At 65.5% G+C, this 24,094-nt stretch carries 23 protein-coding genes; 14 read left to right on the top strand and 9 right to left on the bottom strand.

Translation table 11 applies throughout. The features are described from left to right. The first annotated feature begins 1 nt into the window (after nt 1). Nucleotides 2-1,087, top strand: coding sequence for an ABC transporter ATP-binding protein (locus tag P0645_RS03080; RefSeq protein ID WP_284163088.1), 1,086 nt, complete (start codon nt 2-4; stop codon nt 1,085-1,087). 3 nt (nt 1,088-1,090) lie between these two features. On the opposite strand, the gene P0645_RS03085 is transcribed toward P0645_RS03080, so the two are convergent. The 7 genes from P0645_RS03085 to miaA all read right to left on the bottom strand — a co-directional run bounded on the left by P0645_RS03085 (nt 1,091) and on the right by miaA (nt 9,665). Further along, nucleotides 1,091-1,228 (bottom strand): hypothetical protein, encoded by a 138-nt coding sequence (locus P0645_RS03085; RefSeq protein ID WP_284163089.1) that lies wholly within the window; start codon nt 1,226-1,228, stop codon nt 1,091-1,093. Nucleotides 1,229-1,327: 99 nt separating this feature from the next. Beyond that, nucleotides 1,328-3,415: a dipeptide ABC transporter ATP-binding protein gene (locus tag P0645_RS03090; protein WP_284163090.1), complete on the bottom strand. Its 2,088-nt coding sequence runs from the start codon at nt 3,413-3,415 to the stop codon at nt 1,328-1,330. Nucleotides 3,416-3,514: 99 nt separating this feature from the next. Further along, nucleotides 3,515-4,690: an ABC transporter permease gene (locus tag P0645_RS03095; protein ID WP_284163091.1), complete on the bottom strand. Its 1,176-nt coding sequence runs from the start codon at nt 4,688-4,690 to the stop codon at nt 3,515-3,517. A 13-nt stretch (nt 4,691-4,703) separates the two neighbouring features. After that, nucleotides 4,704-5,750 carry an ABC transporter permease gene (locus P0645_RS03100; protein WP_284163092.1) on the bottom strand — a complete coding sequence of 349 codons (1,047 nt, stop codon included), beginning with the start codon at nt 5,748-5,750 and terminating at the stop codon, nt 4,704-4,706. Between the two features lie 110 nt (nt 5,751-5,860). Further along, the gene (locus P0645_RS03105) at nt 5,861-7,513 is read right to left on the bottom strand and encodes an ABC transporter substrate-binding protein (RefSeq protein ID WP_284163093.1); all 1,653 of its coding nucleotides are present in this window, start codon (nt 7,511-7,513) and stop codon (nt 5,861-5,863) included. 225 nt (nt 7,514-7,738) lie between these two features. After that, nucleotides 7,739-8,629, bottom strand: coding sequence for an AraC family transcriptional regulator (locus P0645_RS03110; RefSeq protein WP_284163094.1), 891 nt, complete (start codon nt 8,627-8,629; stop codon nt 7,739-7,741). A 148-nt stretch (nt 8,630-8,777) separates the two neighbouring features. Beyond that, nucleotides 8,778-9,665: a tRNA (adenosine(37)-N6)-dimethylallyltransferase MiaA gene (miaA, locus tag P0645_RS03115; protein WP_284163095.1), complete on the bottom strand. Its 888-nt coding sequence runs from the start codon at nt 9,663-9,665 to the stop codon at nt 8,778-8,780. Between the two features lie 159 nt (nt 9,666-9,824). Here miaA and pyrH point away from each other — a divergent pair, with 159 nt between their 5' ends. From pyrH to lpxB, 13 genes are all read left to right on the top strand, one after another. Continuing rightward, on the top strand, nt 9,825-10,556 hold the full coding sequence (gene pyrH / locus P0645_RS03120; protein WP_267631938.1) for a UMP kinase: 732 nt from the start codon (nt 9,825-9,827) through the stop codon (nt 10,554-10,556). Between the two features lie 170 nt (nt 10,557-10,726). Then, complete coding sequence (gene frr / locus P0645_RS03125) at nt 10,727-11,290, top strand: ribosome recycling factor (RefSeq protein ID WP_284163096.1); 564 nt, start codon at nt 10,727-10,729, stop codon at nt 11,288-11,290. A gap of 64 nt (nt 11,291-11,354) precedes the next feature. Beyond that, nucleotides 11,355-12,083: a polyprenyl diphosphate synthase gene (gene uppS, locus P0645_RS03130; RefSeq protein WP_284163097.1), complete on the top strand. Its 729-nt coding sequence runs from the start codon at nt 11,355-11,357 to the stop codon at nt 12,081-12,083. Then, nucleotides 12,080-12,874, top strand: coding sequence for a phosphatidate cytidylyltransferase (locus P0645_RS03135; protein WP_284163098.1), 795 nt, complete (start codon nt 12,080-12,082; stop codon nt 12,872-12,874). The genes uppS and P0645_RS03135 overlap by 4 nt, the downstream gene beginning before the upstream one ends. A 3-nt stretch (nt 12,875-12,877) precedes the next feature. Beyond that, entirely contained in the window at nt 12,878-14,059 is a 1,182-nt protein-coding gene (gene dxr / locus P0645_RS03140) for a 1-deoxy-D-xylulose-5-phosphate reductoisomerase (protein ID WP_284163099.1), read from the top strand. 1 nt (nt 14,060) lies between these two features. Beyond that, entirely contained in the window at nt 14,061-15,401 is a 1,341-nt protein-coding gene (gene rseP / locus P0645_RS03145; RefSeq protein ID WP_284163100.1) for an RIP metalloprotease RseP, read from the top strand. Between the two features lie 99 nt (nt 15,402-15,500). Beyond that, entirely contained in the window at nt 15,501-15,665 is a 165-nt protein-coding gene (locus P0645_RS03150) for a hypothetical protein (protein ID WP_284163101.1), read from the top strand. A 147-nt stretch (nt 15,666-15,812) separates the two neighbouring features. Then, the gene (gene bamA, locus P0645_RS03155) at nt 15,813-18,101 is read left to right on the top strand and encodes an outer membrane protein assembly factor BamA (RefSeq protein WP_502854191.1); all 2,289 of its coding nucleotides are present in this window, start codon (nt 15,813-15,815) and stop codon (nt 18,099-18,101) included. Then, nucleotides 18,101-18,652, top strand: a complete 552-nt coding sequence (locus P0645_RS03160) for an OmpH/Skp family outer membrane protein (protein WP_284163103.1) — start codon at nt 18,101-18,103, stop codon at nt 18,650-18,652. The genes bamA and P0645_RS03160 overlap by 1 nt, the downstream gene beginning before the upstream one ends. A gap of 76 nt (nt 18,653-18,728) precedes the next feature. Next, nucleotides 18,729-19,187, top strand: coding sequence for a 3-hydroxyacyl-ACP dehydratase FabZ (gene fabZ, locus P0645_RS03165; protein WP_284163104.1), 459 nt, complete (start codon nt 18,729-18,731; stop codon nt 19,185-19,187). A 6-nt stretch (nt 19,188-19,193) separates the two neighbouring features. Then, entirely contained in the window at nt 19,194-19,988 is a 795-nt protein-coding gene (gene lpxA, locus P0645_RS03170; RefSeq protein WP_284163105.1) for an acyl-ACP--UDP-N-acetylglucosamine O-acyltransferase, read from the top strand. Then, the gene (locus P0645_RS03175; protein WP_284163106.1) at nt 19,985-20,791 is read left to right on the top strand and encodes an LpxI family protein; all 807 of its coding nucleotides are present in this window, start codon (nt 19,985-19,987) and stop codon (nt 20,789-20,791) included. Before lpxA ends, P0645_RS03175 begins: the two co-directional genes overlap by 4 nt. After that, nucleotides 20,788-21,942 (top strand): lipid-A-disaccharide synthase, encoded by a 1,155-nt coding sequence (gene lpxB / locus P0645_RS03180; RefSeq protein ID WP_284163107.1) that lies wholly within the window; start codon nt 20,788-20,790, stop codon nt 21,940-21,942. The genes P0645_RS03175 and lpxB overlap by 4 nt, the downstream gene beginning before the upstream one ends. Here lpxB and P0645_RS03185 read toward each other — a convergent pair. Both P0645_RS03185 and mnmA read right to left on the bottom strand, forming a co-directional pair. Further along, complete coding sequence (locus tag P0645_RS03185) at nt 21,930-22,568, bottom strand: DUF1062 domain-containing protein (RefSeq protein WP_284163108.1); 639 nt, start codon at nt 22,566-22,568, stop codon at nt 21,930-21,932. The two genes, lpxB and P0645_RS03185, sit on opposite strands and share 13 nt — an antisense overlap. Before the next feature lie 373 nt (nt 22,569-22,941). After that, nucleotides 22,942-24,090 (bottom strand): tRNA 2-thiouridine(34) synthase MnmA, encoded by a 1,149-nt coding sequence (mnmA, locus tag P0645_RS03190; RefSeq protein WP_284163109.1) that lies wholly within the window; start codon nt 24,088-24,090, stop codon nt 22,942-22,944. Between the last annotated feature and the right edge of the window lie 4 nt (nt 24,091-24,094).

Genomic DNA, 24,094 nt, shown 5'->3' on the forward strand with positions numbered 1-24,094 from the left:
GATGGCCGATCTGAAACTGGCCTCGGTCGCGAAAAGCTATGGCGATGTCCATGTGCTGAAGGACATCGACCTCGATATAAAGCGCGGTGAGCTTATCGTCTTCGTCGGCCCCTCGGGCTGCGGCAAATCCACGCTTCTGCGGATGATCGCGGGGCTGGAGACGATCAGCGGCGGTACACTGGAAATCGACGGCGTCCGGATGAACGAGGTGCCCGCCTCGCAGCGCGGCATTGCCATGGTGTTCCAGTCCTATGCGCTCTATCCCCACATGACGGTGCGCGACAACATGGCCTTTGCGCTGAAGATCGCGAAGAAACCGAAGGCGGAGGTCGATGCCGCCATCGAGAAGGCCGCGCGCATCCTGCAGCTGACGCCCTATCTGGACCGCCTGCCCAAAGCCCTGTCGGGCGGCCAACGCCAGCGGGTGGCGATCGGACGGGCGATCGTGCGCGACCCGAAGGTCTATCTCTTCGATGAGCCGCTTTCGAACCTCGATGCCGCGCTCAGGGTCGCCACCCGGATCGAGATCGCGCAACTGAAGGAACAGATGCCCGAATCGACGATGATCTACGTCACCCATGATCAGGTCGAGGCGATGACGCTGGCCAGCCGGATCGTCGTGCTGAACGGGGGCGGCATCGCGCAGGTCGGCTCGCCGCTGGACCTGTACGAGCGGCCCGAGAATGAATTCGTCGCACAATTCATCGGCTCGCCCGCGATGAACCTTCTGGACGGAGAGGTGACCGCCACCGGTTCGGTGACCGAAGTGCGGCTGGCGGGCGGCGGTCTGGTGTGGTCTTCGGTGCCGACGGGGCCGGGCCTGAAGGGCGCGAAGGTAAGGGTGGGCATTCGTCCCGAGCATTTCACCCCGGCTGAGGGGGAGGCCGCCTACCACGGCGAGGTCGAGATTACCGAAGCCTTGGGCGAGGTAACGCTGCTCTATTGCAAGGCTGAAGACGGTGAGGCCCCGGTCATCGCCAAGCTGCCTGGCATCCATGCGGGACTTCGTCACCGGAGTCTGGCGCTGTCGGTGGCACCCGACAAGGTGCATCTGTTCAAGGACGGGCGTTCGCTGCTGCCGCGTTGAGGGTCACGGCATCCAGTAGCTGGAGAGATAGAAGCCCGAGATGATGTACAATGTCGATGAGGTGAGGCCCATCAGCACGAGCCGGGCGGCACCGGCGACGGCGCTTTCAGCGACCGAGCGGGAATGTTGATATGCGGTCATGCGTTTCATAGCCCCGATCAGAAACCAACATGGTTTCTTTCCGGTTAAGTGAAACGCGCATTTCGAACGGGGTCAATATTTTTTGCCCCGATCCCGCCCTTATTCTGCCGCAATCTGAATGACCGGCTCCATGCTGGCAAGTTCCGCCTCGGGCAGATGGCACTTGATCTCGTGCCCGGCGGCCAGCTTGCGCATCGGCGGGACCTCTTTCTCGCAAAGTCCGCCCGCCACCTTCGACTTCCAGCGGCAGCGGGTCTGGAACGGGCAACCGGGCGGCGGGTTCATCGCCGACGGTATCTCGCCTTCCAGCACGATATGCTTCTTGGTCACATGCGTATCGGCGATGGGCACCGCCGACAGAAGCGCCTCGGTATAGGGATGGTAGGGGGGCGAGAACACCTGGTCGGTCGAGCCGATCTCGACCACATGGCCGAGATACATCACCATCACCCGGTCCGAGAGATAGCGCACGATCGATAGGTCGTGCGAGATGAAGAGGAGCGTCGTCCTGTTCTTGCGCTGGATTTCCATCAGGAGGTCGGTGACCGCGGCCTGTACCGAGACATCGAGCGCCGAGACGGGTTCATCCGCGACCACGACTTTGGCGCCGCCCGCGAAGGCACGCGCGATGCCCACACGCTGCTTCTGGCCGCCCGACAGTTGCCGTGGCATCCGGTCTGCAAAGGCGCGCGGCAGTTTCACCAGGTCCAGGAGCTCCAGCATCCGGTCACGCCGTTCGGTATCGTTCGCGCCCTCGCCGAAGATCTCGAGTGCGCGGATGATCTGGCGCCCCACGGTCATCGACGGGTTGAGCGTGTCGAACGGATTCTGGAACACCATCTGCACGCCAGACACGGTTTCAGTGGACCGCTTCTCGATCGGCGTGTTCTGGATATCGCGATCATAGAGCATGATCTTACCATCGGTCGCGGTCTCGAGCCCCATCAGCACCTTGGCGAAGGTCGACTTGCCGCAACCCGATTCGCCGACGATGGCGAGCGTCTCGCCCTCGCGCGCTTCGAAGCTCAGGGTTTCGTTGGCCTTCACCACTTTCTTCAGTCCGCCGCCGAACATGCCGGAGGAAACCTCGTAGTATTTCTTCACATCGTCCATCTTCAGGACGACGCGACCGACTGCCGCCTTTGCGGCGCCGGCCCTGGCCTTTGGCTTCGCCGCCCAGTCGATGTCGCGCACTCTGACGCAGCGGGTGTCGTGGCGGTCGTCGCCCGCGACCGCGATCATCGGAATCTCGCCCGCATCGCACAGACCCGCCTTGAAATAGGAACAGCGCGGGCCGAAGTTGCAGCCCTTGGGCCGCTCGTGAGGCAGGGGGAAGTTGCCCGGGATCGCGACGAGCGGCCGGGCGTTCTTGTCAGCGCCCGGCAGCGGGATCGAACGGAAAAGCGCCTGCGTATAGGGGTGCTGCATCTTGTTGAAGACATCGACGATCGAGCCGGTCTCGACCGCCTCGCCGGAATACATCACGCAAAGCCGGTCGCAGACCTCGAGCACCAGCCCGAGGTTGTGGCTGATGAAGAGCATCGAGGTGCCGTATTTCTCGCCCAAATCCTTCACCAGATCGACGACGGCGGCCTCGACCGTGACGTCAAGCGCCGTCGTCGGTTCGTCGAGAATCAGAAGCGAAGGCTTCGACATCAGCGCCATGGCGATGACGATGCGCTGCTGCTGGCCGCCCGACAGCTGGTGGGGGAAGGAGTTGAGAATGCGTTCGGGGTCGGGCAGGCGCACGTCGCGCACCACCTCGAGCGCGCGCTTGCGCGCCTCGTCGGCCGAGACGCCTTCATGGATCATCGGCACTTCCATCAGTTGCTTGCCGATCTTCATCGCCGGGTTCAGCGAGGCCATCGGCTCCTGATAGATCATGGCGATTTCCTTGCCGCGGATGTGGCGCAGCTCCTCGTCGCTCATGGTTGTCAGATCGCGGCCCTTGAACTTGATCGTGCCGCCGACGATCTTTCCGTTCTTGCCAAGGTCGCGCATCACGGCGAGCGCGACGGTCGACTTGCCGCAGCCAGACTCGCCCACCAGCCCCATCGCCTCGCCCGCCATCACCTTGCAGGAGAAATCCATCACGGCGGGTATTTCGCGCAGTCGCGTGAAGAAGGAGATCGACAGATGGTCGATCTCGAGGATCGGCTGCGACGGGTCCCATTTGGTGGCGGTCATGATCGGCTCCCGGGTCTGGTTCTGGCGGGGAGGCCGGGGGCTCTGCCCCCGGACCCCCGGGATATTTCGAAACGGAAGAGGGGCAGGGGCCTCTCTTCCCTAGTCTTTCAGGCTTTCCTCACGCAGGCCGTCGGCGAGAAGATTGAGGCCGAGGACGAGGCTCATCAGCGCGATGGCGGGTACGAGCGCGGGCCAGGGCGCGATGGTGAGGAGCTTGCGGCCGGCGTTGATGGTCGAGCCCCAGTCGGGGCTTTCGGGGCTGAGGCCAAGGCCGAAGAAGCCGAGCGTGCCGAGGAGGATCGTAGTGTAACCGATCCGGAGGCAGAAATCCACGATGAGCGGCCCGCGCGCATTGGGGAGGATTTCCCACAGCATGATGTACCAGGGCCGTTCGCCCCGCGTCTGGGCGGCGGAGACATAATCGCGCGTCTTGATGTCGAGGACGATGCCCCGGACGATGCGGAAGACGGTGGGCGCGTTGACGAAGACGACCGAGACGAAGACGATCAGGATGTTCGCCGGCACATGGATGATGTCGAGCGCTTGCGGCAGGACCGCGATCTTTGTTCCGGCTTCGCTGACGAGGCTGAGATAGGCCCAGCCGCCGATCACCAGCACGACCGCGATCACGATGTTGCGGAAGCCCGGCGTCACGTAATAGCGCGAGTTGATCAGCAGAACGAGGAACAGGAGCGGCAGGATGAACAACACGACCGCGATATATTGCGGCAGGCCGGTCTCGACTATCTCGGGCGTCACGAGAAGGTAGAAGAGCAGAATGACCGGGAAGGCGAGGACGAGGTTTGCCAGGAACGAAAGCCCGGTGTCGAAGACGCCGCCGTAGTAGCCCGCAGGCAGGCCGAGTGTTACGCCCACCATGAAAGCGAACATGGTGGCCAAGGGCGCGATCTGGATGACGATGCGGCTGCCCGCGACCATGCGCGAGAAGACATCGCGCCCGAGGTTGTCGCCGCCGAAGAGATAGTGACCCGATCCGTCGGGGATCGGCGTACCTGGCAACACGTTCTTCATCTGGCTGATCTGGCTGAGGACGTCGCGGGTTTCGATCAGCGGCGCGAAGAGCGCGGTGAAGACCCAGAACATCACGAAGCCGAAGCCGATCATGCCGACGGTCGAATCGAAGAGCTTTCCGTAAAGGCCGAGGCGGCGCTTGAAGACGATCGACAGCGCGAAGGTTGCGACGAGCGCGATCCAGACCGGCAGGAAGAGGCGAAGGACGGAGGCGAGGATGGCGCCCCAGGCAAGCGGTTCCATGGCACTTTCCATCTCAGCTGATCCTGATGCGGGGATTTAGGAAGACATAGCCGATGTCGGAAATCAGCTGGGTGACGAGAACGACGAGGACGGCGACGACCGAGCAGCCGAGGAGGAGCTGGATGTCGTTGTTCCCGGCGGCTGACACGAGCGTCCAGCCGAAGCCCTTGTAGTTGAACAAGGTCTCGACGATGACGACGCCGTTCAGAAGCCAGGGGAATTGCAGCATGATCACCGTGAAGGGCGCGATCAGCGCGTTCCTAAGCGCGTGCTTCATCACGACATTGGCAAAGCTCACGCCCTTCAGGCGCGCGGTGCGGATATATTGCGCGGTCATCACCTCGGTCATCGAGGCGCGGGTCATGCGGGCGATATAGCCGGTGCCGTAAAGGACGATGGTCGCGACGGGCAGGGCGAAGTTTTCGAACGTGATCCCGTCCATCGCGCTGTTGGCGGTGCCCTTGAACCATTGGAGCCCCACGAGCTTGGACGCAAAGACGACGATCAGGATCACGCCCGAGACATATTCCGGCGTCGCGGTCGAGGCGATCGAGAAGGTCGAGAGCGAGCGGTCGAGCTTCGAGCCTTCGCGCATGCCCGCCAGAACACCGATCAGGAGCGAGAGCGGCACCATCGTGACCATGACCCAGAACATCAGAATGCCGGTCAGGGAGAGCCGCGTCGCGAGGATTTTGGACACATCGCTCTTGAACACGGTCGACTGGCCCCAGTCGCCCTGAAGGATTCCGCAATAGGTCCGGGTGGTCGCGGGATCTTCGCCCTTGCGGATGCAGCGGCCGGTGACGGTGCCCGCGTCGTCGGTGCGCGTCCAGCCCGGCATCACGCCCAGCCACTCACCGTAGCGCTTCAGCAGCGGCTGCGCATGGCCGTTCTTTTCCAGCCAGGAGGCGACCTCCTCGTCCGAGATGCGCGACCCGGCTTCGGATTTCGCGACCTTTTCGAGGTTCGGCGGCAGGTTGGTCAGGTAGAACACCACGAATGTGACGCACAATGCCGTAAAGATCATCGTCGCAACACGACGGACCAGAAACTTGAGCATATACTCCCCCCCGGGACGGGCCTGTGTGTCAGGCCCGGTTTCGACCCCGGAGTGTGCGGGGTCTGTTCTTGGTCGTGGGGCGCGGCGGGAGCCGCGCCCCGGATTCGAGCTTACGCGGCGTCCATCCACCACTTGTAGTGGTGATGCTCGAAGGTCGCGTGCGCGTCGATGCCATGGACGGACGGGCGGGCGTGGCGGTAGATCGCACGCCAGAAGGGCTGGATGACCACACCCTCGTCCTGCATGATCTTCTCGATCCGCGCCATGACCTCGCGCCGCTTGTCGGCGTCGGCGATGCCGAGGGCCTCGTCAAGCGCCGCGTCGAAGTCGGCGTTGGCAAAGGCGGTCTCGTTCCAGGCGACGCCCGACTTGTAGGCAAGCGCCATGATCTGGACGCCGAGCGGACGCATGTTCCATTCGGTGGCCGAGAACGGATATTTCAGCCAGTCGTTCCAGAAGGTCGAGCCCGGCAGGATCGTGCGCTTGATGTTGACGCCCGCGTCGCGGATCTGCGCGGCGACGGCATCGCAGGTCGCCGCCTGCCAGCCATCGTCGAGCGAGATCAGCTCGAACTCGGTCGCGCCATGGCCCGCTTCCTCGATCATCGCCTTGCCTGCCGCCGGATCGACGACGAGCGGATCGAGCTGGGCATATTCCGGGTGGATCGGGCAGACGTGGTGGTTTTCCGCCACCTTTCCGAGGTTGTTGTAGCCGAGTTCGAGGACGGTCGCATTGTTGACCATCGTCTGCAGGCCCTTGCGGACCTTCACATCCTTGTAGATGTCGGACAGCTGGTTGAAACGTACCGCAAGCGTCGCTGCGGTGATCGCCTCGGACTTGGACCAGCCAAGGCTGTCGAAGACCGAAACGAAATCGCCTTCGGTGCGATGGACCGCATCAATCTCGTCGGCTTCGATCGCGGCCTGATGGGCGGCCGGGTCGGTGCCAAGGTCGATATATTCGATCCGGTCGAGGTAGGGGCCGCCATAGACCGCCGTGCCCCACCAGGTGTGGTTGGGGTTGCGCGCCAGCACCTGCTTCACGCCGACCTCGTTCGTCTCGGGAAGGTAGGGACCGGTGCCGATCGGATTGGCGACCGGATCGCCCTGGGCGAGCGAAGAATGATAGACGGCGGCCGGGTAGTCGGCCATGCCGACGATGATGGTGATGTCGGGCGCGGGCAGAGTCAGCTTCACCGTATGGTCGTCGACCTTGGTGATGGCGCCGTCGGCGGCTTTCTTGGTGTCGGGATTGACCAGGCCGCCCATGCGCGCCGCCATCGAATTGCCTTCGACATTGGCGTCGCACCAGTCGGTGATCACGCGCACCACATCGTCGGCGGTGAAGGCGTCGCCGTTGTTCCAGGTCACGCCCTGACGGACGTTCAGCGTGTATTCGGTCGCGTTGTCGTTGGCGGTCCAGCTTTCGATCAGCATGCCGCGCAGACTGCCGTCATTGTTGTACTCGACCATGTAGTCGAGCCAGCCACGGCCGAAGTTGGCAAGTTCCGACCAGTCCCAGGTCGGCGGGTATTTGCTTGCCTTGGTGTCCATCTGGAAGCGCAGCGTTCCGCCCATGACCGGTTCCTGGGCGCGCGCTTCGGGCGCGGCAAGGCCGAGGAGGCCGTAGGCGGCGACGGCCGACAGGCCGATGCCCGTGGTCTGGGCCAGGAATTCGCGGCGGCTGATCTTGCCGTCCTGATAGTCGCGGGCAAAAGTTTCGACGGCCGGATGAAGTTTTTCCGGCGCGGTATGTTCGGTCATCTGTTTTCTCCCTGTGCGATGGACCAAGTCTGTGCACACGTATGACCCGCGTCTGGCGGCGGGTTCACGCGACGTTAAAGTGATGTTCGCACGCGTATTGCGCACCCTTTTTGACGACACGTCAACGTGCAAATGCGACGCTTTGTGTCGCCTTCAGCCGATTTGCCACGCATCGGGCGATTTTTTCCGTCATTGCGGAAATCGGCGTGGGTGGAGTGGCGCGCCTCACGATCCCTTGCGGAAGCCTGAAGGCGTCTTGCCTGTCCGGTGCTGGAAGGCGCGGGTGAAGTAGGCGGGCGAGGTGAAGCCAAGCGTCTCGGCGATATCGCGGATCGGAACGCGGGTTTCGGTCAGCAACCTGCGCGCCTCGAAGATCAGCCGGTCGTGCAACAGGTCCGAGGCCGGCCGTCCGCAGGTCTTCTTGCAGACGCGGCTGAGATGGGTGGGCGTGACGCCAAGTTTGCGCGCGAAGTCGGCCACGCCAAGGCCCGAGCGGAAATTGCGTTCCAGAAGATCGGAATAGGCGCGGGCGATTCGGCGCGCAGCGTCCGGTTCGCGGGCGGCATCGGCCGAGAGGTCCGCCTGCCGTTCCAGCCAGACCGACAGAAGGCCGAGGTGATGGCGGGCGGCACGTTCTTTGGCCGGGCGGGTGCTGTCGAGCTCGCGCTGGATATTCTCGATGATTCCGGACAGCTCCGCCTGCGGCCCGACATCGCGGATGCGCAGATGCAGCGGGTCTTCGGGCAGGTCGAGCCCGTGATCCTCGCCGAAGAACAGCGCGGTGCCCGAGGACTGGGCGCCCAGTTCAAACCCGTGCATGACGCCAGCGGGGATGTAGATCGCATTATGGGCGCCGTAGCCGCGGGTGACGCCGCCGATGGTGATCCGGCCCTGGCCGCGCGTGAACCAAAGAAGCAAGGGTTCGCTGTAAGAGCGCATCGCCTCGACCCGCCAGCGCCCGCCCTGCGCGAGCCGCGCGATCGGCACCAGGCGCAGCGTCGCGGGGGCGGCCCTGGGAACCTCGGCTACCCGGCGTCTGGCGCGCGGCGCTGGCGCCTGCGCGGCGACCGGGTCGGAGAACTGGGAAAGCGGTGTGGCAGAGAAAAGCTTGGCCAAGGTCGGGTCCGCGTCCTGATTTCACACTCTTGATCATACGGGCCTCCGCATTCTTGGGAGGCACCGGACCTAAATACGGGAAGCCGGGCGTTCGGCCAAGAAAAATCCGGACGATTCAAGGAGATCGGCGAAGCGATGCCGAAAAGACTCACCCCGCGCGGACCGCTTGCCAGCCCGCCATCCGGCGGCGGAGCCAGGTGCGCTGCCGCTTGGCATATTGACGGCTTTGGGCCTTGGCGGCAGATATTGCGTCTGCAAGCGGGGTCACCCCCCGCAGGTAGTCGATCAGCTCCGGCGCGCCGATGGCCTTGGCCCAGAGCGCCGTCGGGTCCCAGACGGGCAGGACGGCCCGGACTTCCTCCAGCGCGCCCTCGGCGATCATCCGCTCGAATCTTGTGTCGATGCGCTCGGCAAGCCAGTCGCGGTCGCAGTCGAGCCTGAGGAGCGTGGCCGATCCGGGGGGCAGAAGGGCCGGGCCGGTCTCCGCCTGCCAGGCGGCGAGGCCGCGCCCGGTGGCGCGCAGGACCTCCCAGGCGCGCTGGATGCGGGCGGGGTTCTGCCGGTCGATCCTTCGCGCGGTTTCGGGGTCGAGCTCGGCCAGCAGCGCCTCGGCGCCTTCGGTCGCCATCCGGCGGTCGGCCTCGGCCCGGACGGGCGCGGGCGTCGGCGCTATGTCGGCCAGCCCCTCGATCAGCGCGGTCAGATAAAGGCCGGTGCCCCCGACGATCACCGGGGCAGGGTCGGAGGACAGAAGCCCCTCGACCTCGCGCAGCCAGTGGCCGACGGAATAGTCTGCGCCCGGCTCCAGATGGCCGAACAGCCGGTGCGGCGCCTCCGCCTCCTCTGCCGGGCTGGGGCGGGCGGACAGGAGGCGCCAGCAGGACCAGACCTGAAGCGCGTCGGCGTTGATGATCGTGCGGCCCTGACGGCGCGCGATGGCGAGCGCCAGCGCCGACTTGCCGCTGGCGGTCGGACCGGCGATGACGACCGGTCTTTCGGGCGGCAGGTCGCCGGGAATGCCGGACAGGTCATCCATAATTTGTCCCGCTTGCCCCCATTATACGCAATCTGTCGTGTTCTCGGCCGCGATCTGCCGTTGAACCTCGTGCCGTTTTCCGTCATTTTGCGCGCCAGTGACAAGGGCCCGGTTCTGGGGCATCGGCGACGGCCCGCAAATCAGATTATGAGAGAGCATATGACCGGGGCGACAGAACCCACCGTAACCTACAAACGTGTCCTTCTGAAAATCTCCGGCGAGGCGCTGATGGGCGACCAGGGCTTCGGCCTGCATCCGCCGACCGTCCAGCGGATCGCGAATGAAGTGAAATCGGTCCATGATCTCGGCGTCGAGATCTGCATGGTGATCGGCGGCGGCAATATCTTCCGCGGCCTGCAGGGCTCGGCCCAGGGGATGGAGCGGACGACCGCAGACTATATGGGGATGCTGGCCACGGTGATGAACGCGCTGGCCATGCAGGCGGCGCTCGAAAGCCTCGGGGTCTTCACCCGCGTGATCTCGGCCATTCCGATGGATCAGGTGTGCGAGCCCTATATCCGCCGCCGTGCCGTGCGCCACCTCGAAAAGAAACGGGTCTGCATCTTTGCCGCCGGGACCGGCAATCCCTATTTCACCACCGATACGGCGGCGACATTGCGCGCCAACGAAATGGGCTGCGAGGCGATCTTCAAGGGCACCAAGGTCGACGGGGTCTATGACAAGGACCCCAAGAAGCACGCCGACGCCAAGCGCTATGACCATGTGACCTATGACGAGGTGCTGCAGAAGCATCTGGGCGTGATGGATGCTTCGGCGATCGCGCTTGCCCGCGACAACAGCCTGCCGATCGTGGTCTTCTCGCTGGACGAACCGGGCGGCTTCCGCGGCATCCTGTCGGGCCGGGGCACCTACACGATCGTCAAGGACTGACGCGGCGATCTGCGCCGCAGGCGGGCCTCCTCGTCGGCCTGCGGCCGCTCGTCGGGCCGCCCGACGAGAAGCGAAGCGCCCGAGGAGGGGTCCGGTGCAACACGCTCCGGCCCTATACAGAACCGCCCATCTCGCCTATAGAAACCCAAAGACACGACCCGGAAAGACCCATGTCCGACGATATCGAAATTGACATCGACGACCTCGACCGCCGCATGGACGGCGCCATTGCCGCCCTTCGCCACGAGTTCTCGTCGCTGCGCACCGGGCGGGCCTCGGCCTCGATGGTGGAACCGATCCATGTCGATGCCTATGGCCAGATGACGCCGATCAACCAGCTTGGCACGGTGAACGTGCCGGAACCGCGCATGGTCACGATCAATGTCTGGGACAAGGGCATGGTCGGCAAGGTCGAGAAGGCGATCCGCGAAAGCGGCCTTGGCATCAACCCTCAGCTCAACGGCACGATCATCATGCTGCCGATCCCCGAGCTGAACGAGGAGCGCCGCCGCGAGCTGACCAAGGTCGCGGCGCAATATGCCGAACATGCGCGCGTCGCGATCCGCAATGTGCGCCGCGACGGCATGGACCAGATCAAGAAGGCCAAGGGCGCAGGCATGCCCGAGGACGACCAGAAGATGTGGCACGACGAAGTGCAGGAACTGACCGACAAGGCCATCGCCACCGTGGACAAGACGCTGGAGGCCAAGCAGGCGGAGATCATGCAGGTCTGACCCTGTCGGGCGGACCTGGCGGGGCAGACGGGCAAGGCTGGGCAGAAGGGCACGCGCAGGCGGAATGGCGGCCAAGGACATCACGACGCGCACGGCAAGCCACGTGGCCATCATCATGGATGGCAACGGCCGCTGGGCCACGAGCCGGGGCTGGCCGCGCCTTGTCGGTCACCGGCGCGGCGCCAACAAGGTGCGCGCCATCGTGCGGGCGGCGCCGGGGCTTGGCATCAAGCATCTGACCATCTTCGCCTTCTCGACCGAGAACTGGAAACGGTCTACCGAAGAGGTCCTGGGCCTCATGGCGCTTTTCGCCCGCTATATCCGCAACGAGGCGGAAAAGCTGCGCGAGGCGGGGGTCAGGGTGCGGTTCATCGGTTCGCGCGACCGGCTCGATCCGGTGATCCAGGAGCTGATGGCGGGGATCGAGGCCAAGACGCGTGACTGCGAGCGGCTGACGCTGACGGTCGCGATCAACTACGGCGGCAGGGACGAGATTGCGCGGGCGGCCAAGAAGCTGGCCGAGGATGTGGCGGCGGGGCGGCTGAAGCCGGAAGAGGCCGGAGAAGACGCGCTGGCCGCGCGGCTCGATACCGCCGACATGCCCGACCCCGACCTGATCATCCGCACCTCGGGCGAGACGCGGACCTCGAATTTCCTTCTGTGGCAATCGGCCTATGCCGAGTATGAATTCACGCCGACCCTCTGGCCCGATTTCACGCCAGAGGAACTGGCGGCGATCATCGACCGCTTTTCCCGCCGCGAGCGGCGCTTCGGCGGTGTCGTCAGCGCATGAGCGAGCCCTCAAAATGGGCTGACCTCAAAGTCCGCGTCCTGTCGGGCCTGATCGTGTCGGCCGTCGGCCTCGCGGCGGTGGCTGCGGGGGGCTGGCCGCTCGCGCTGCTCGCTATCGCGGCAGCGGGCCTCGGGCTTTGGGAGCTGGCGCGCCTGACCGCGCCGGACCGGCCGACGCAGGCGCTTCTCGTTGGTCTTCTGGCGGCCCTGTCGATGGCGGTCATCCTTTTCGAACATGGGCCCTACTGGCTGGCGACGCTGGCGCTGCCGTCGATCATCGGTCTAGCGGTCCCGCGCAAGGACCGGCTGGTCTATGCGATCTACGGTTTCCTGATCATGCTCGCGGTCTATGCGTTCGTGGCATTCCGCGAGGGCTACGGGCTTGCCTTCGCGGCCTGGCTGGTGCTGATCGTCATTGCCTCCGACATCCTTGGCTATTTCGGTGGACGGATGATCGGCGGGCCGAAATTCTGGCCGCGTGTCTCGCCGAAGAAGACCTGGTCGGGGACCGCGGCGGGCTGGTTCGGTGCGGCGCTCGTGGGCCTCGGTTTCGCGGCCTGGTTCAGCCATCCGCTGGTGCTCGTTCCCTTCTCGGCCCTCACTGCCTTCGCGGCGCAGATGGGCGACATCGCCGAAAGCGCGATCAAGCGGCGGGCGGGGGTGAAGGACAGTTCCAACCTCATCCCCGGCCACGGCGGGCTGCTCGACCGGTTCGACGCGCTGATCGGTGCTGCGGTCTTCGTGCTTGTCTGGGAGCTCGTGCGCCTGCCGGTGCCGGTCTTCGAGGGCTGAGCGATGCGGTCCGTCACCGTCTTCGGCGCCACGGGGTCGATTGGCGAGAGCACCTTCGATCTTTTGATGCGGCAGGGGGGGCCTGAGGCCTATCGGACCCGTGCCCTGACCGGCGGGCGCAATGTGGCGCGGCTGGCCGAACAGGCGCGCGCGCTTGATGCGGAGATTGCCGTCACCGCTTATGACGAGTGCCTGCCCGCGCTGCGCGAAGCACTCGCCGGCAGCGGCATCGAGGCGGCGGCGGGGTCGCAGGCGCTGGCCGAGGCCGCCGACCGGCCTGCTGACTGGGTCATGTCGGGCATCGTTGGCGCGGCGGCGCTGGTACCCGGGTTCCGGGCGCTCAAGCGGGGTGCGACGCTCGCGCTCGCCAACAAGGAAAGCCTTGTCACCGCCGGACCGCTGATCATGCAGACGGCGCGCGAGAGTGGCGCACGCATCCTGCCGGTCGACAGCGAGCATTCGGCGATCTTCCAGGCGCTTTTGTCCGAAGACATGCATTCGGTCGAGCGGATCATCATCACCGCCTCGGGCGGCGCCTTCCGCGACTGGCCGCTTGAAAGGCTGGCGCAGGCGACCGTGGCCGAGGCCTCGACCCATCCGAACTGGGCGATGGGCCAGCGCATCACCATCGACAGCGCGTCGATGTTCAACAAGGCGCTGGAACTGATCGAGACGCACGAGTTTTTCGGCATTGCGCCAGAGAAGATCGAGGTGCTCGTCCATCCCGAAAGCCTTGTCCATGCGCTTGTTGGCTTCCGCGACGGCGGCATGATCGGCCATCTGGGTGCGCCGGACATGCGCCATGCCATCGGTTATGCGCTGAACTGGCCCGACCGGGTGCATCTGCCGGTCGAGCGGCTGGACCTTGCCGCGGTCGGCAGCCTGACCTTCCGTGCCCCCGATCCGGCGCGCTATCCGGCGCTGCGGCTGGCGCGCGAGGTGATGGAGACGGGTGGGCTGGCGGGGGCGGCCTTCAATGCGGCGAAGGAAGTCGCGCTTGACGCCTTCATCGTGGGCCGGATCGGCTTTCTCGACATGGCGGGGGTCGTCGAGACGGTTCTCGACCGGATGGCGGGGCAGGGAGCCCTTGGCAAAGGCGCCCTCAGCCTCGATATGATACTGGAAGGCGACGGCGAAGCGCGCCGCGTGGCGCGGGCAGTCGTCGACAAGACCGGAAGGACATGACGTGGACGCAGTCGGCCTGATCCCAAGCTTCGGCAATGTCGCGCTGAATGTCGCGGCCTTCATCGTCGCGCTGTCGATCATCGTCGCTGTGCATGAATATGGCCATTACATCGTCGGTCGCCTGACCGGCATTCATGCCGAGGTATTTTCCATCGGCTTCGGCAAGGTGCTGTTGAGCCGGATGGACAAGCGCGGCACCCGCTGGCAGGTGGCGGCAATCCCGCTGGGCGGCTACGTGAAGTTTCTCGGCGATGCCAATGCGGCTTCGGCAGGGACCGATGGCGAGGTGGTGTCGAAGCTTTCCGCCGAAGAGATGCGCCATACGATGCACGGCGCCCCCCTTTGGGCGCGGGCCGCGACGGTCGCGGCAGGGCCGTTTTTCAATTTCGCGCTGACGATTCTTCTTGGCGCGGGGCTGCTGCTGGCAACGGGCATACCGAAGGAACAGCCGGTCATTGCGGAGCTTTATGCGCTGCCCGGCGGCGCGGGCGATCTGCGGCCGGGCGACGAGATCGTGTCGGTCAACGGAAAGCCGGTCGCCGACTGGAACGCGCTGAATGCCGCTGCGGACGCGGTGTCGCGTGAAGCGCGCCTGACCTACGAGGTCAAGCGGGACGGCGCGACGATCACGGTGAACGGCCCCGCGCTCTATCCGCCGCGCATCTCAAACGTGTCGCCGGGGACTGCGGCAGCGGCGGCGGGGCTGAAGCCGGGCGACGTGATCGAAACGATCAACGGCGCTTCGATCAGCACGTTCGACGAGATCGGGCCGCGCGTCAAGGAAGGCGCGGGCGCGGCCATGAAACTCGGCGTCTGGCGGGACGGACAGCGCCTCGACATAGCGCTGACCCCCAAGATCACCGACGTGCCTGCGGAGGGCGGCGGGTTCGAGACCCGCTACCTGATCGGTATCGGGGGCGATTTCTTCTTTGCGCCAGCGACCCGCGCTACGGGCCCGTGGGAAGCAGTGTCGACCGCCGCAAGGCAGGGCTGGTTCGTCGCCAAGACCTCGCTCTCGACACTTGGCAATGTGGTGACGGGGGCGATTTCAAGCTGCAATGTCCGGGGCGCTATTACGATCGCCGAGACGTCGGCCCATGCGGTTTCGCTCGGCCCTGTCGATTTCATCTGGTACATCGCCGCCCTGTCGACCGCGATCGGCCTCATCAACCTCTTTCCGGTTCCGATGCTCGATGGCGGGCATCTGGTCTTCTATGCGTTCGAGGCGCTGACCGGACGTCCGCTGCCCGAACGCGTGCTGAACTTCGCGGTCTCCGTCGGCCTCGTGATCGTCCTCGGTTTCATGATGTTCGGGCTCAGCAACGATCTCTTCTGCCCATAGCCGGCCCGGGACAATGACCCCGGACCGGCACGATCCCGCCGCAATCCGGACACAATCCGCCGATAGAATTGTGGCAAGACCGTCGTGGCGGAGGTGGCGATGCAAACGATTTCGCGGGACTACAGGGGCCTGAGCCTCATGGTGGATCTGGTTGCGGACCGTCTGCTCGTGCCGCTTGCGATCGGGATGAGCCTGCTTCTGGCGACGGGGGTCATATACCGGATCCTCAATGCCGAGGTTCCTCTCTCGCCCACCTTCTTCTGACGGTCGGGACCGGCGCCTTCTCCCTGCCGGTTTCCGCTTCTGCACAACGGCGCGGCACTCGTTCGGGTTGCCGCGCCGTTCCTTTGACAAGCCCCCCCAATCCCGCTAGTCAGGAACCGTAAAAAACTGATTTCACCGGCGGGGAAAATGATGAGACGTCAGGTCGGGCTTCTGAGCCGCACAGCCCTTTGCACCGTGCTTTTCCTGACCGCCGCGGGCCTGCCAGCCTCGGCGGCGAGCTACACGTTCTCGGACGTCCGAATCGAGGGGAACGCGCTGATCGATCCGGCGACGATTCTTTCCTTCGCCGCCGTGCCGAAGGGCCAGTCGATCAGCGACGGCGCCCTGAACGATGTGGTCCAGCGCCTGAACGATTCCGGCCTCTTCGCCTCGGTCGACGTGATCCCCTCGGGCGGCACGCTGATCATCCGCGTGGTCGAGAACCCGACGATCAACATCATCAATTTCGAGGGCAACAAGAAGATCAAGGACGAGGACCTCGCCAAGGTCATCAAGTCGCAGTCGCGCCGGGTCTATTCGGCCGCTCAGGCCGAGGCGGATGCCCAGGCGCTGATCGAAGCCTATACCGAGACCGGACGGCTTGCCGCGCGGATCGAGCCGCGGGTGATCGACCGCGGTGACAACAAGGTCGACCTCGTCTTCGAGATTCGCGAAGGCAAGGTGACCGAGGTCGAGCGGCTGTCCTTCACCGGCAACCGCGCCTTCTCGGACCGGCGTCTGCGGCAGGTTCTGGAAACCAAGCAGGCGGGCATCTTCCGACAGATCATCCAGCGCGACACGTTCGTGGCCGACCGGGTGGATGTGGACAAGCAGCTTCTAGTCGATTTCTACCGCTCGCGCGGCTATATCGATGCGTCCGTCACCAGCGTCTCGTCGGAATTCTCGACCGAGCGCGACGGCTTCTTCCTGACCTTCGCGATCCGCGAGGGCCTGAAATATTCCTTCGACGATATCCGCGTGGTGAGCGAGGTCGAGGGTGTGGACGCGACCGAGTTCGACAAGCTGGTGCGCATCCGCAAGGGCGTGGCCTATTCGCCGACCGCGATCGACACCACGATCACCCGGCTCGAGAATCTGGCGGTGAAGAAGGGGTTGAATTTCCTCTCGGTCGAGCCGCGCATCACCCGCGACGAAGCGTCCCAGACGCTCGATGTCACCTTCGTCCTGACCAAGGGGCCCAAGGTCTTCGTCGAACGGATCGATATCGAGGGCAATGCGACGACGCTCGACAAGGTTGTGCGGCGCCAGTTCCGCACAGTCGAAGGCGACCCCTTCAGCCCGCGCGAAATCCGCCAGAGCGCGGAACGGGTCCGGGCGCTTGGCTATTTCAAGGATGCCCAGGTCAATGCGCGCGGCGGCTCGTCCGAGGATCAGGTCATCGTCGACGTGAATGTCGAGGAAAAGCCCACCGGGTCCTTGAACTTCGGCGCCTCCTATTCCGTCAGCGACGGGCTTGGCTTCAATATCGGCCTGACCGAGGCGAACTTCCTTGGCCGCGGCCAGTATGTGAATGTGAAGATCGGCACGACCGCCGACCAGAAGGACAGCGGCATCACCTTCATCGAGCCGAGCCTTCTCGACCGCGATCTGAAGCTGAAGCTTTCTGCCTGGTACCGGACGTCGGAGAATTCGAATTCGCGCTATTCGACCAAGCGCCTCGGTTTCTCGCCGTCGCTTGAATTCCCGCTGGCAGACCGGACGAGGCTGGAGCTTCGCTATTCGGTGTCGAGCGACGAAATCTTCAAGGTGGATACCAATTCCTCTTCGATCCTGAAAGCGGAAGAGGCGCGTGGCTCGGAAGTAACAAGCGCGCTTGGCTATACGCTCAGCTTCGATACGGAACGGTCCGAGACCGATCCTACATCGCGGCTTCTGCTGACCTTCGGGCAGGATTTCGCGGGGGTGGGCGGCGATATCGAATCGATCACTACGACCGGTCTGGCGAAGTACCAGAAGAAGGTCTTCAACGAAGAAGTGACCCTGCGCGCCGAGTTTGAGGCGGGCGCCGTCGTGTCGCGCAGCGCAGATACGCGCCTCGTTGATCGTTTCACCGGCAACGGCAAGATCAGGGGCTTCGAGGCCAACGGCATCGGCCCGCGCGATCTGAGCGTGACGAACCAGGATGCGCTCGGCGGCAACATGTTCGCGGCACTGCGCCTTGACGCCGAATTCCCGCTCGGCCTGCCCGAGGAATATGGCATCAGCGGCGGCGTCTTCGCCGATATCGGCTCGGTCTGGGGGCTCGACAGCCCCGGAGGTGTCGATGACGGACTGCATCTGAGGTCGGCTGTCGGTGTCTCGATCCTGTGGGATTCGACGCTCGGGCCGCTGCGCTTCAACTTCTCGCGGGCGATCCAGAAGGAAAGCTACGACAAGGAGCAGACCTTCGACTTCACCATTTCCACGCAGTTCTGATGCGTGCCGCGCTCGCCGGTCTTGCGGGCCTCGCGCTTGTGGCGGGCGCGATGCCCGCCAGCGCGCAGGAGGCCCGGCTAAAGAGCCCGGTGGTGACCGTCGATCAGGAGCGGCTCTTCACACAGTCTGCCTGGGGAAAGCGCGCGCTGGCCGAGATCGACAAGGATTCACGCGAGCTGCAGGCGGAAAACCGCAGGATCGAAGCGGCGCTGACTGCCGAGGAAAAGGACCTGACGGACCGCCGCCCGACCTTGCCGGCGGCCGAGTTCCGCAAGCTCGCGGACGCTTTCGACGAGAAGGTGACAGGAATTCGCAAGGCACAGGACACCAAGCTGCGCGACCTGACCGCGCGGCATGATACGGCCCGCAAGGAATTCTTCGACGCGGTCCTGCCGGTCATGGGCAAGGTGATGGAGGCTCAGGGCGCCTTTGCCATTCTCGACAATCGCGCGGTCTTCATGTCGGTCCGCTCCATCGACATCACCGATGAGGTGATCGCCGCGGCGGACGCGGAGCTTGGCGACGGAACCGGGACTGTTACAGCGCCGTGAGGCGCGCGCGCTTGCCAGCCTTCCCCCATGTTGCTAGCAAGGCCCGAAGAGGCACACTGCCCGGGGGACGATTTTCATGACCAGCACCACAGTGACCGAGGCGGATATCCATCTGATCCAGCGGATCATTCCGCATCGCTATCCGTTCCTTCTGATCGACAAGGTCAGGGACATCGTCCCGAACGTCAGCTGTGTCGGCATCAAGAACGTCACCTTCAACGAACCGCATTTCCAGGGCCATTTCCCGGCCAAGCCGATCATGCCCGGCGTCACGATCATCGAGGCGATGGCGCAGGCGGCGGCCGTTCTCGTCGGCATTTCGATGGATGTGGTCGGGCGCGATCTTCTGACCTATTTCCTGTCGATCGACGCCTGCAAGTTCCGCCGCATGGTGGTGCCGGGTGACGTTCTGGAACTGCACATGACGGTCAAGCGCGGCGGCGGCAAGATCTGGAAGTTCCACGGCAAGGGCATGGTCGACGGCCAGATCGCCGCCGAGGCCGATATTGCCGCGATGATGGACCTTCGGGACTGAGCTTTCATGGCGATTGACCCCACAGCCACCGTCCACCCGTCGGCGGTCATCGCCCCGGAGGCCGGGATCGGCCCGGGCTGCCTCATCGGCCCCTTCTGCGTCATCGGGCCGGAGGTGACACTCGGGCCGGGGGTGGAGCTGAAGTCGCATGTGGTGATCGAGGGGCTGACCGAGATCGGCGAAGGCACGGTCGTCTATCCCTTCGCCTCGCTCGGCCATGCGCCGCAGGACCTGAAATTCCGGGGCGAGCCTACGCGCCTTGTGATCGGCGCCCGCAACCGAATCCGCGAGGGGGTGACGATGAACCCCGGTACCGATGGCGGCGGCGGCGTGACGCGCATCGGCGACGACGGGCTTTTCATGGCCAATTCCCATGTGGCGCACGATTGCCAGATCGGCGACCGGGTGATTCTGGTGAACAATGTCGCCATTGCCGGGCACTGCATTCTGGAAGATGACGTGATCGTCGGCGGCCTGTCGGGCGTGCATCAGTTCGTCCGCATCGGGCGCGGCGCGATGATCGGCGCGGTGACGATGGTCACCGCCGACGTGATCCCGCATGGTCTGGTACAGGGGCCGCGCGGCGTCCTGGACGGGCTGAACCTTGTCGGGCTGAAGCGGCGTGGCGCGGGCAAGGCCGACATCCTCGCGCTGCGCGACCTCCTGGGCGACCTCGGGCACGGGTCCTTCCGCGACAGCGCGCGCGAGCGGGCGAACGAAGGCACCGACAATGACTATGTCCGCGAAGTGCTGGACTTCATCCTCGGCCCCTCTGACCGTTCCTTCCTCGCGCCCAGATGACGAAGACCGCGCTCATCGCCGGTCAGGGGCAGTTGCCTGCCCTGCTCGCCGCCGGATTTCGTGCCCGGGGCGAGGATCTTCTGATCGCAGAGATGGATGGCTTTCCAGCCTCCATCGACGGTGTCGAACCATTGCGCTTCCGCATCGAGAGGCTGGTGCCCTTCCTTGACCATCTCACCGCGGCCGGCGTGACCCGCGTCTGTTTCGCGGGCGCGGTCCGCCGCCCGAAGATCGAGCCGGAGCTGTTCGACGCGCAGACCGCAACGCTGGTGCCTCGTCTCCTGGGTGCCATCCAGTCCGGCGATGATGCCGCGCTCCGCGCGGTGATCGCGATCTTCGAGGAATGGGATCTTTCCGTCGTCGGCGCCGATCAGATCGCCCCCGATCTCGTCCCGGGCGCAGGCATTCTGACCGGCCAGCCCTCGGAGCAAGACCGGACGGACGCGGCGCGCGCGGCTGAGATTGTCACCGCCACCGGCGCGCTCGACATCGGGCAGGGGGCGGTTCTGGCGCGCGGCCTCTGCCTTGCGGTCGAGACCCTGCCCGGCACAGACGCGATGCTCGACTTCACCGCCCGCCATCATCCCTTCCCGCGCGCGGGCCTTCTCTACAAAGCGCCGAAACCCGGGCAGGACCGCCGCGTCGATCTGCCCGCCATCGGCCCCGAGACCGTGGCCCGCGCCCATGCCGCCGGGCTGAACGGCATCGCCTGGGAGGCGGGCGGCGCCATCCTCCTCGACCGCGCCGCGACCGTCGCCGCGGCGGAGGCGGCGGGTCTATTCCTCTGGTCGCGGGCGCCATGAAACTGTTCCTCACCGCCGGAGAGGCCTCGGGCGACGCGCTCGGTGCCGCGCTGATGGCGGGGCTGAAGGCCTTGTGTCTCGATGTGAGGTTCGAGGGCGTGGGCGGGCCCTTGATGGCAGCCGAGGGGCTGGAGAGCCTTTTCCCGATGGAAGACCTTGCGGTCATGGGCCTTCTGGAAGTTCTGCCGAAATACCGGTTCCTGAAGGCCCGCATCGCCGAGACCGCCGCCGCCGTGACGGCGGCCGAACCGGATGCGCTGATCACCATCGACAGCCCGGATTTCTCGCTGCGTGTCGCCAGGCTGGTGCGCGAGGCACATCCGGGTCAGCGCACCATCCATTACGTCGCCCCCACCGTCTGGGCCTGGCGCCCGGGGCGCGCGGCAAAGATGGCACCGCTCATCGACCATGTGCTGGCACTTTTCCCGTTCGAGCCGCCCTATATGGAAGCGGCGGGCATGACATGCGATTTCGTCGGCCACCCGGTCGTCTCGATGCCGCGCGCGACCGAGGCCGAGGCACGCGCCTTCCGCGATGCCCACTCCATCGACGAAGGCCAGCCGCTCCTCCTCTGCCTGCCGGGCAGCCGCAAAGGCGAGGTCACGCGCCTTATGCCGCGGTTCGAGCAGGCGCTTGAGCGGCTGCAAGCAGGCCATCCCGGCCTGCGCGTCGCCATCCCCACGGTCCGGGGCGTGGCAGGCCTCGTCGGCGACGCCGCCGCGCGCTGGCGGACCCCGCCGCTGGTCCTGACCGATGCGGCCGACAAACGCGCCGCCTTCGCCGCCGCCGACCTGGCGCTCGCGGCCTCCGGCACCGTCAGTCTCGAACTGGCTGCGAACCGCGTTCCTATGGTCATCGCGCATGACTTCAACCGGCTCACCTGGTGGATGATGAAACGCGCGGCGCTGATCGACACGGTGACCTTGGTCAACATCGTCGCCGAAACCCGCGCGATCCCCGAATTCCTCGGCCCCGCCTGCCGCCCCGGCCCGATCGCCGGGGCGCTTGGCACCCTCTTGCGCGACGAGACGGCGCGCGAAACACAACAAGCGGCGATGGAGGTGACGATGGACCGCCTCGGCCGCGGCACCGAGCCTCCGGGCCTGCGCGCGGCAAGGTCGGTCCTCGCCCGCCTGTCTCAGCCCGGCTGAGGCCCGAGTGCCGCCAACAGCGCGGCCCCTTCGACCTCCGGCAGGCCGGACGGTCGCACCAGAAGCACGATATCTCCAACGATCTGGCGCACCATCGCCTTCTGCGGTGACCCTTCAAGCGCCAGCACACCCGCGCCGACAAGGGACGCGACGCCCGCCCGCGACAAGCCAAGTTCGCGCGCAAGGAGCCGGTCGAGTCGGCACGGGGCTTTGGCCGCGCCGACGATCCGCACCCGCGCCCCGCTCGTGGCAGCTCCGGCGGCGACGTCGCATCGCTTCGCCACCAATGGCAGACCGCCCTCGATACGCCCGCTTAACTTGCCGAGCGCCGTCATATCGCGCTCAAGCCGCGCCACAAGATGTGGATCGCTCATTTCGCAGGCGGCGATCATCGTGGCAGGCACCTTATCCCGCGCCATCCGTTCGAAGATCGGCCGGTTCCAGGTCCGCTCGCAGATGGTGCAGCGGTAGATGAGCCAGGCATCCAGCCGACGACCATTCGCATTCAGCCGGATGCGGCCCGAGGATCGGAAGGCGCGGGCGGTGCCGCAACCCGGGCAATGACGCCGGGGGCAGGGGGTATCGGCGGGGTGAAGGGTCCAGAGGATGCGGGCGGCATGGGCCATGGGACGGATCTTTCCGGGGAAAGTCCGGGGGCCTCTATGGTCCCAAGGCACGGTCGGCGGCGGCAGAGGAGGGTCGCGGCCCGAAATGAAGAGGCGCGCGAGGAGAGGCACGGGCCGATCCGGTCTCAGTCCACTTGCCCCCGAACGCATGAGCGAACCGACGGCGCGGCGCGCCGTCGCACGGGTGAAGCGCTAAGACCGGACTTTATGACGGCAAGACGGGGCCTCTGATCTGTCGAGCATTGCAAGCATGGCCGAGGCAAACGTCAGGATCAAGCCGTCCCTTGCTCCACTTTCTGTCCTGAAATACTCCGGGGAGAGCGCGAGAGGGGCAGCGCCCCTCTCGCACGGGTCGGCGCCGAAGGCGACGATATCAGCGGCCCTTCCAGATCCAGCCGCCGCCGAGGATGCGGCCAGTCGGACCGGCGGGCCCGGTCTGATAGAAGACGCAGGCCTGGCCGGGGCTCACCCCGTCCTCGGGGTCGAGAAGCTCGACCTCCGCCTCGGTCGCCGACAACGGCCGGATCACCGCCGGCCGGGGCGGACGGGTCGAGCGGATCTTGACGGCGACCTGCCATTCGGCGGCACTGTCGAAGGGCTGACCGCCCAGCCAGTTCACCTCGCGCACCGGCACCACCCGGGTCGCCAGCGCCTCTTTCGGACCGACGATCACCCGCCGGCTGTCGGGATCGAGCCGCACCACATAGAGCGGGTCGCCCGTGCCGCCGACGCCCAGGCCGCGGCGCTGGCCGATCGTGTAATGGATCACGCCGCGATGCTCGCCCATCACGCGCCCGTCGAGATGCACGATCTCGCCCGGGTCGGCGGCGCCGGGGCGCAGTTTCTCGATCACCGACGCATAATTGCCGTTCGGCACGAAGCAGATGTCCTGGCTGTCGGGCTTGTCGGCGACCGACAGCCCGTATTTCGCGGCCAGTGCGCGCGTCTCGGCCTTCGAGGCGAGGTGCCCGAGCGGGAAACGCAGGAAGGAAAGCTGCTCGGGCGTCGTCGAGAAGAGAAAATAGGACTGGTCGCGATTGGCATCGGCGGCGCAATGCAGTTCCGGCCCCACGGCCCCCATCTTGCGCTGGATATAATGGCCGGTCGCCATGCAGTCTGCATCAAGCTCCTTCGCGGTGGCGAGGAGGTCCTTGAACTTGACCCGTTCGTTGCAGCGGATGCAGGGCACCGGCGTCGCCCCCGCCAGATAGGCATCTGCGAATTCCTCGATCACCGCCTCGCGGAACATGTTCTCGTAATCGAGCACATAGTGGGGAAAGCCCATGGCCTCGGCGACGCGGCGGGCATCATGAATATCCTGACCCGCACAGCAGGCGCCCTTCTTGGCCAGCGCCGCGCCATGGTCGTAAAGCTGCAGCGTCACGCCCACCACATCGTAACCCTCGTCCTTCAGCATCGCGGCCACCACCGAACTGTCGACGCCGCCCGACATGGCGACGACGACACGGGTATCGGCGGGGGCCTTCGCAAAGCCCAGGGAATTCAGCGGCAGGTCTTTCATCGGA

The organism is Frigidibacter sp. SD6-1 (assembly GCF_030143255.1).
In the GTDB taxonomy this organism is placed as follows: domain Bacteria; phylum Pseudomonadota; class Alphaproteobacteria; order Rhodobacterales; family Rhodobacteraceae; genus TMP-24.

Excerpts from the sequence above, each read along its gene's own strand:
- P0645_RS03095 (WP_284163091.1), bottom strand. The coding sequence starts at position 4,690 with ATGGAACCGCTTGCCTGGGGCGCCATCCTCGCCTCCGTCCTTCGCCTC.
- fabZ (WP_284163104.1), top strand. The coding sequence starts at position 18,729 with ATGACCAGCACCACAGTGACCGAGGCGGATATCCATCTGATCCAGCGG.
- lpxB (WP_284163107.1), top strand. The coding sequence starts at position 20,788 with ATGAAACTGTTCCTCACCGCCGGAGAGGCCTCGGGCGACGCGCTCGGT.
- P0645_RS03150 (WP_284163101.1), top strand. The coding sequence starts at position 15,501 with ATGCAAACGATTTCGCGGGACTACAGGGGCCTGAGCCTCATGGTGGAT.
- P0645_RS03090 (WP_284163090.1), bottom strand. The coding sequence starts at position 3,415 with ATGACCGCCACCAAATGGGACCCGTCGCAGCCGATCCTCGAGATCGAC.
- uppS (WP_284163097.1), top strand. The coding sequence starts at position 11,355 with ATGGCGGCCAAGGACATCACGACGCGCACGGCAAGCCACGTGGCCATC.
- dxr (WP_284163099.1), top strand. The coding sequence starts at position 12,878 with ATGCGGTCCGTCACCGTCTTCGGCGCCACGGGGTCGATTGGCGAGAGC.
- mnmA (WP_284163109.1), bottom strand. The coding sequence starts at position 24,090 with ATGAAAGACCTGCCGCTGAATTCCCTGGGCTTTGCGAAGGCCCCCGCC.
- P0645_RS03105 (WP_284163093.1), bottom strand. The coding sequence starts at position 7,513 with ATGACCGAACATACCGCGCCGGAAAAACTTCATCCGGCCGTCGAAACT.
- pyrH (WP_267631938.1), top strand. The coding sequence starts at position 9,825 with ATGACCGGGGCGACAGAACCCACCGTAACCTACAAACGTGTCCTTCTG.
- P0645_RS03080 (WP_284163088.1), top strand. The coding sequence starts at position 2 with ATGGCCGATCTGAAACTGGCCTCGGTCGCGAAAAGCTATGGCGATGTC.
- frr (WP_284163096.1), top strand. The coding sequence starts at position 10,727 with ATGTCCGACGATATCGAAATTGACATCGACGACCTCGACCGCCGCATG.
- P0645_RS03185 (WP_284163108.1), bottom strand. The coding sequence starts at position 22,568 with ATGGCCCATGCCGCCCGCATCCTCTGGACCCTTCACCCCGCCGATACC.
- P0645_RS03135 (WP_284163098.1), top strand. The coding sequence starts at position 12,080 with ATGAGCGAGCCCTCAAAATGGGCTGACCTCAAAGTCCGCGTCCTGTCG.
- miaA (WP_284163095.1), bottom strand. The coding sequence starts at position 9,665 with ATGGATGACCTGTCCGGCATTCCCGGCGACCTGCCGCCCGAAAGACCG.
- P0645_RS03160 (WP_284163103.1), top strand. The coding sequence starts at position 18,101 with ATGCGTGCCGCGCTCGCCGGTCTTGCGGGCCTCGCGCTTGTGGCGGGC.
- P0645_RS03175 (WP_284163106.1), top strand. The coding sequence starts at position 19,985 with ATGACGAAGACCGCGCTCATCGCCGGTCAGGGGCAGTTGCCTGCCCTG.
- lpxA (WP_284163105.1), top strand. The coding sequence starts at position 19,194 with ATGGCGATTGACCCCACAGCCACCGTCCACCCGTCGGCGGTCATCGCC.
- P0645_RS03100 (WP_284163092.1), bottom strand. The coding sequence starts at position 5,750 with ATGCTCAAGTTTCTGGTCCGTCGTGTTGCGACGATGATCTTTACGGCA.
- bamA (WP_502854191.1), top strand. The coding sequence starts at position 15,813 with ATGATGAGACGTCAGGTCGGGCTTCTGAGCCGCACAGCCCTTTGCACC.
- P0645_RS03085 (WP_284163089.1), bottom strand. The coding sequence starts at position 1,228 with ATGACCGCATATCAACATTCCCGCTCGGTCGCTGAAAGCGCCGTCGCC.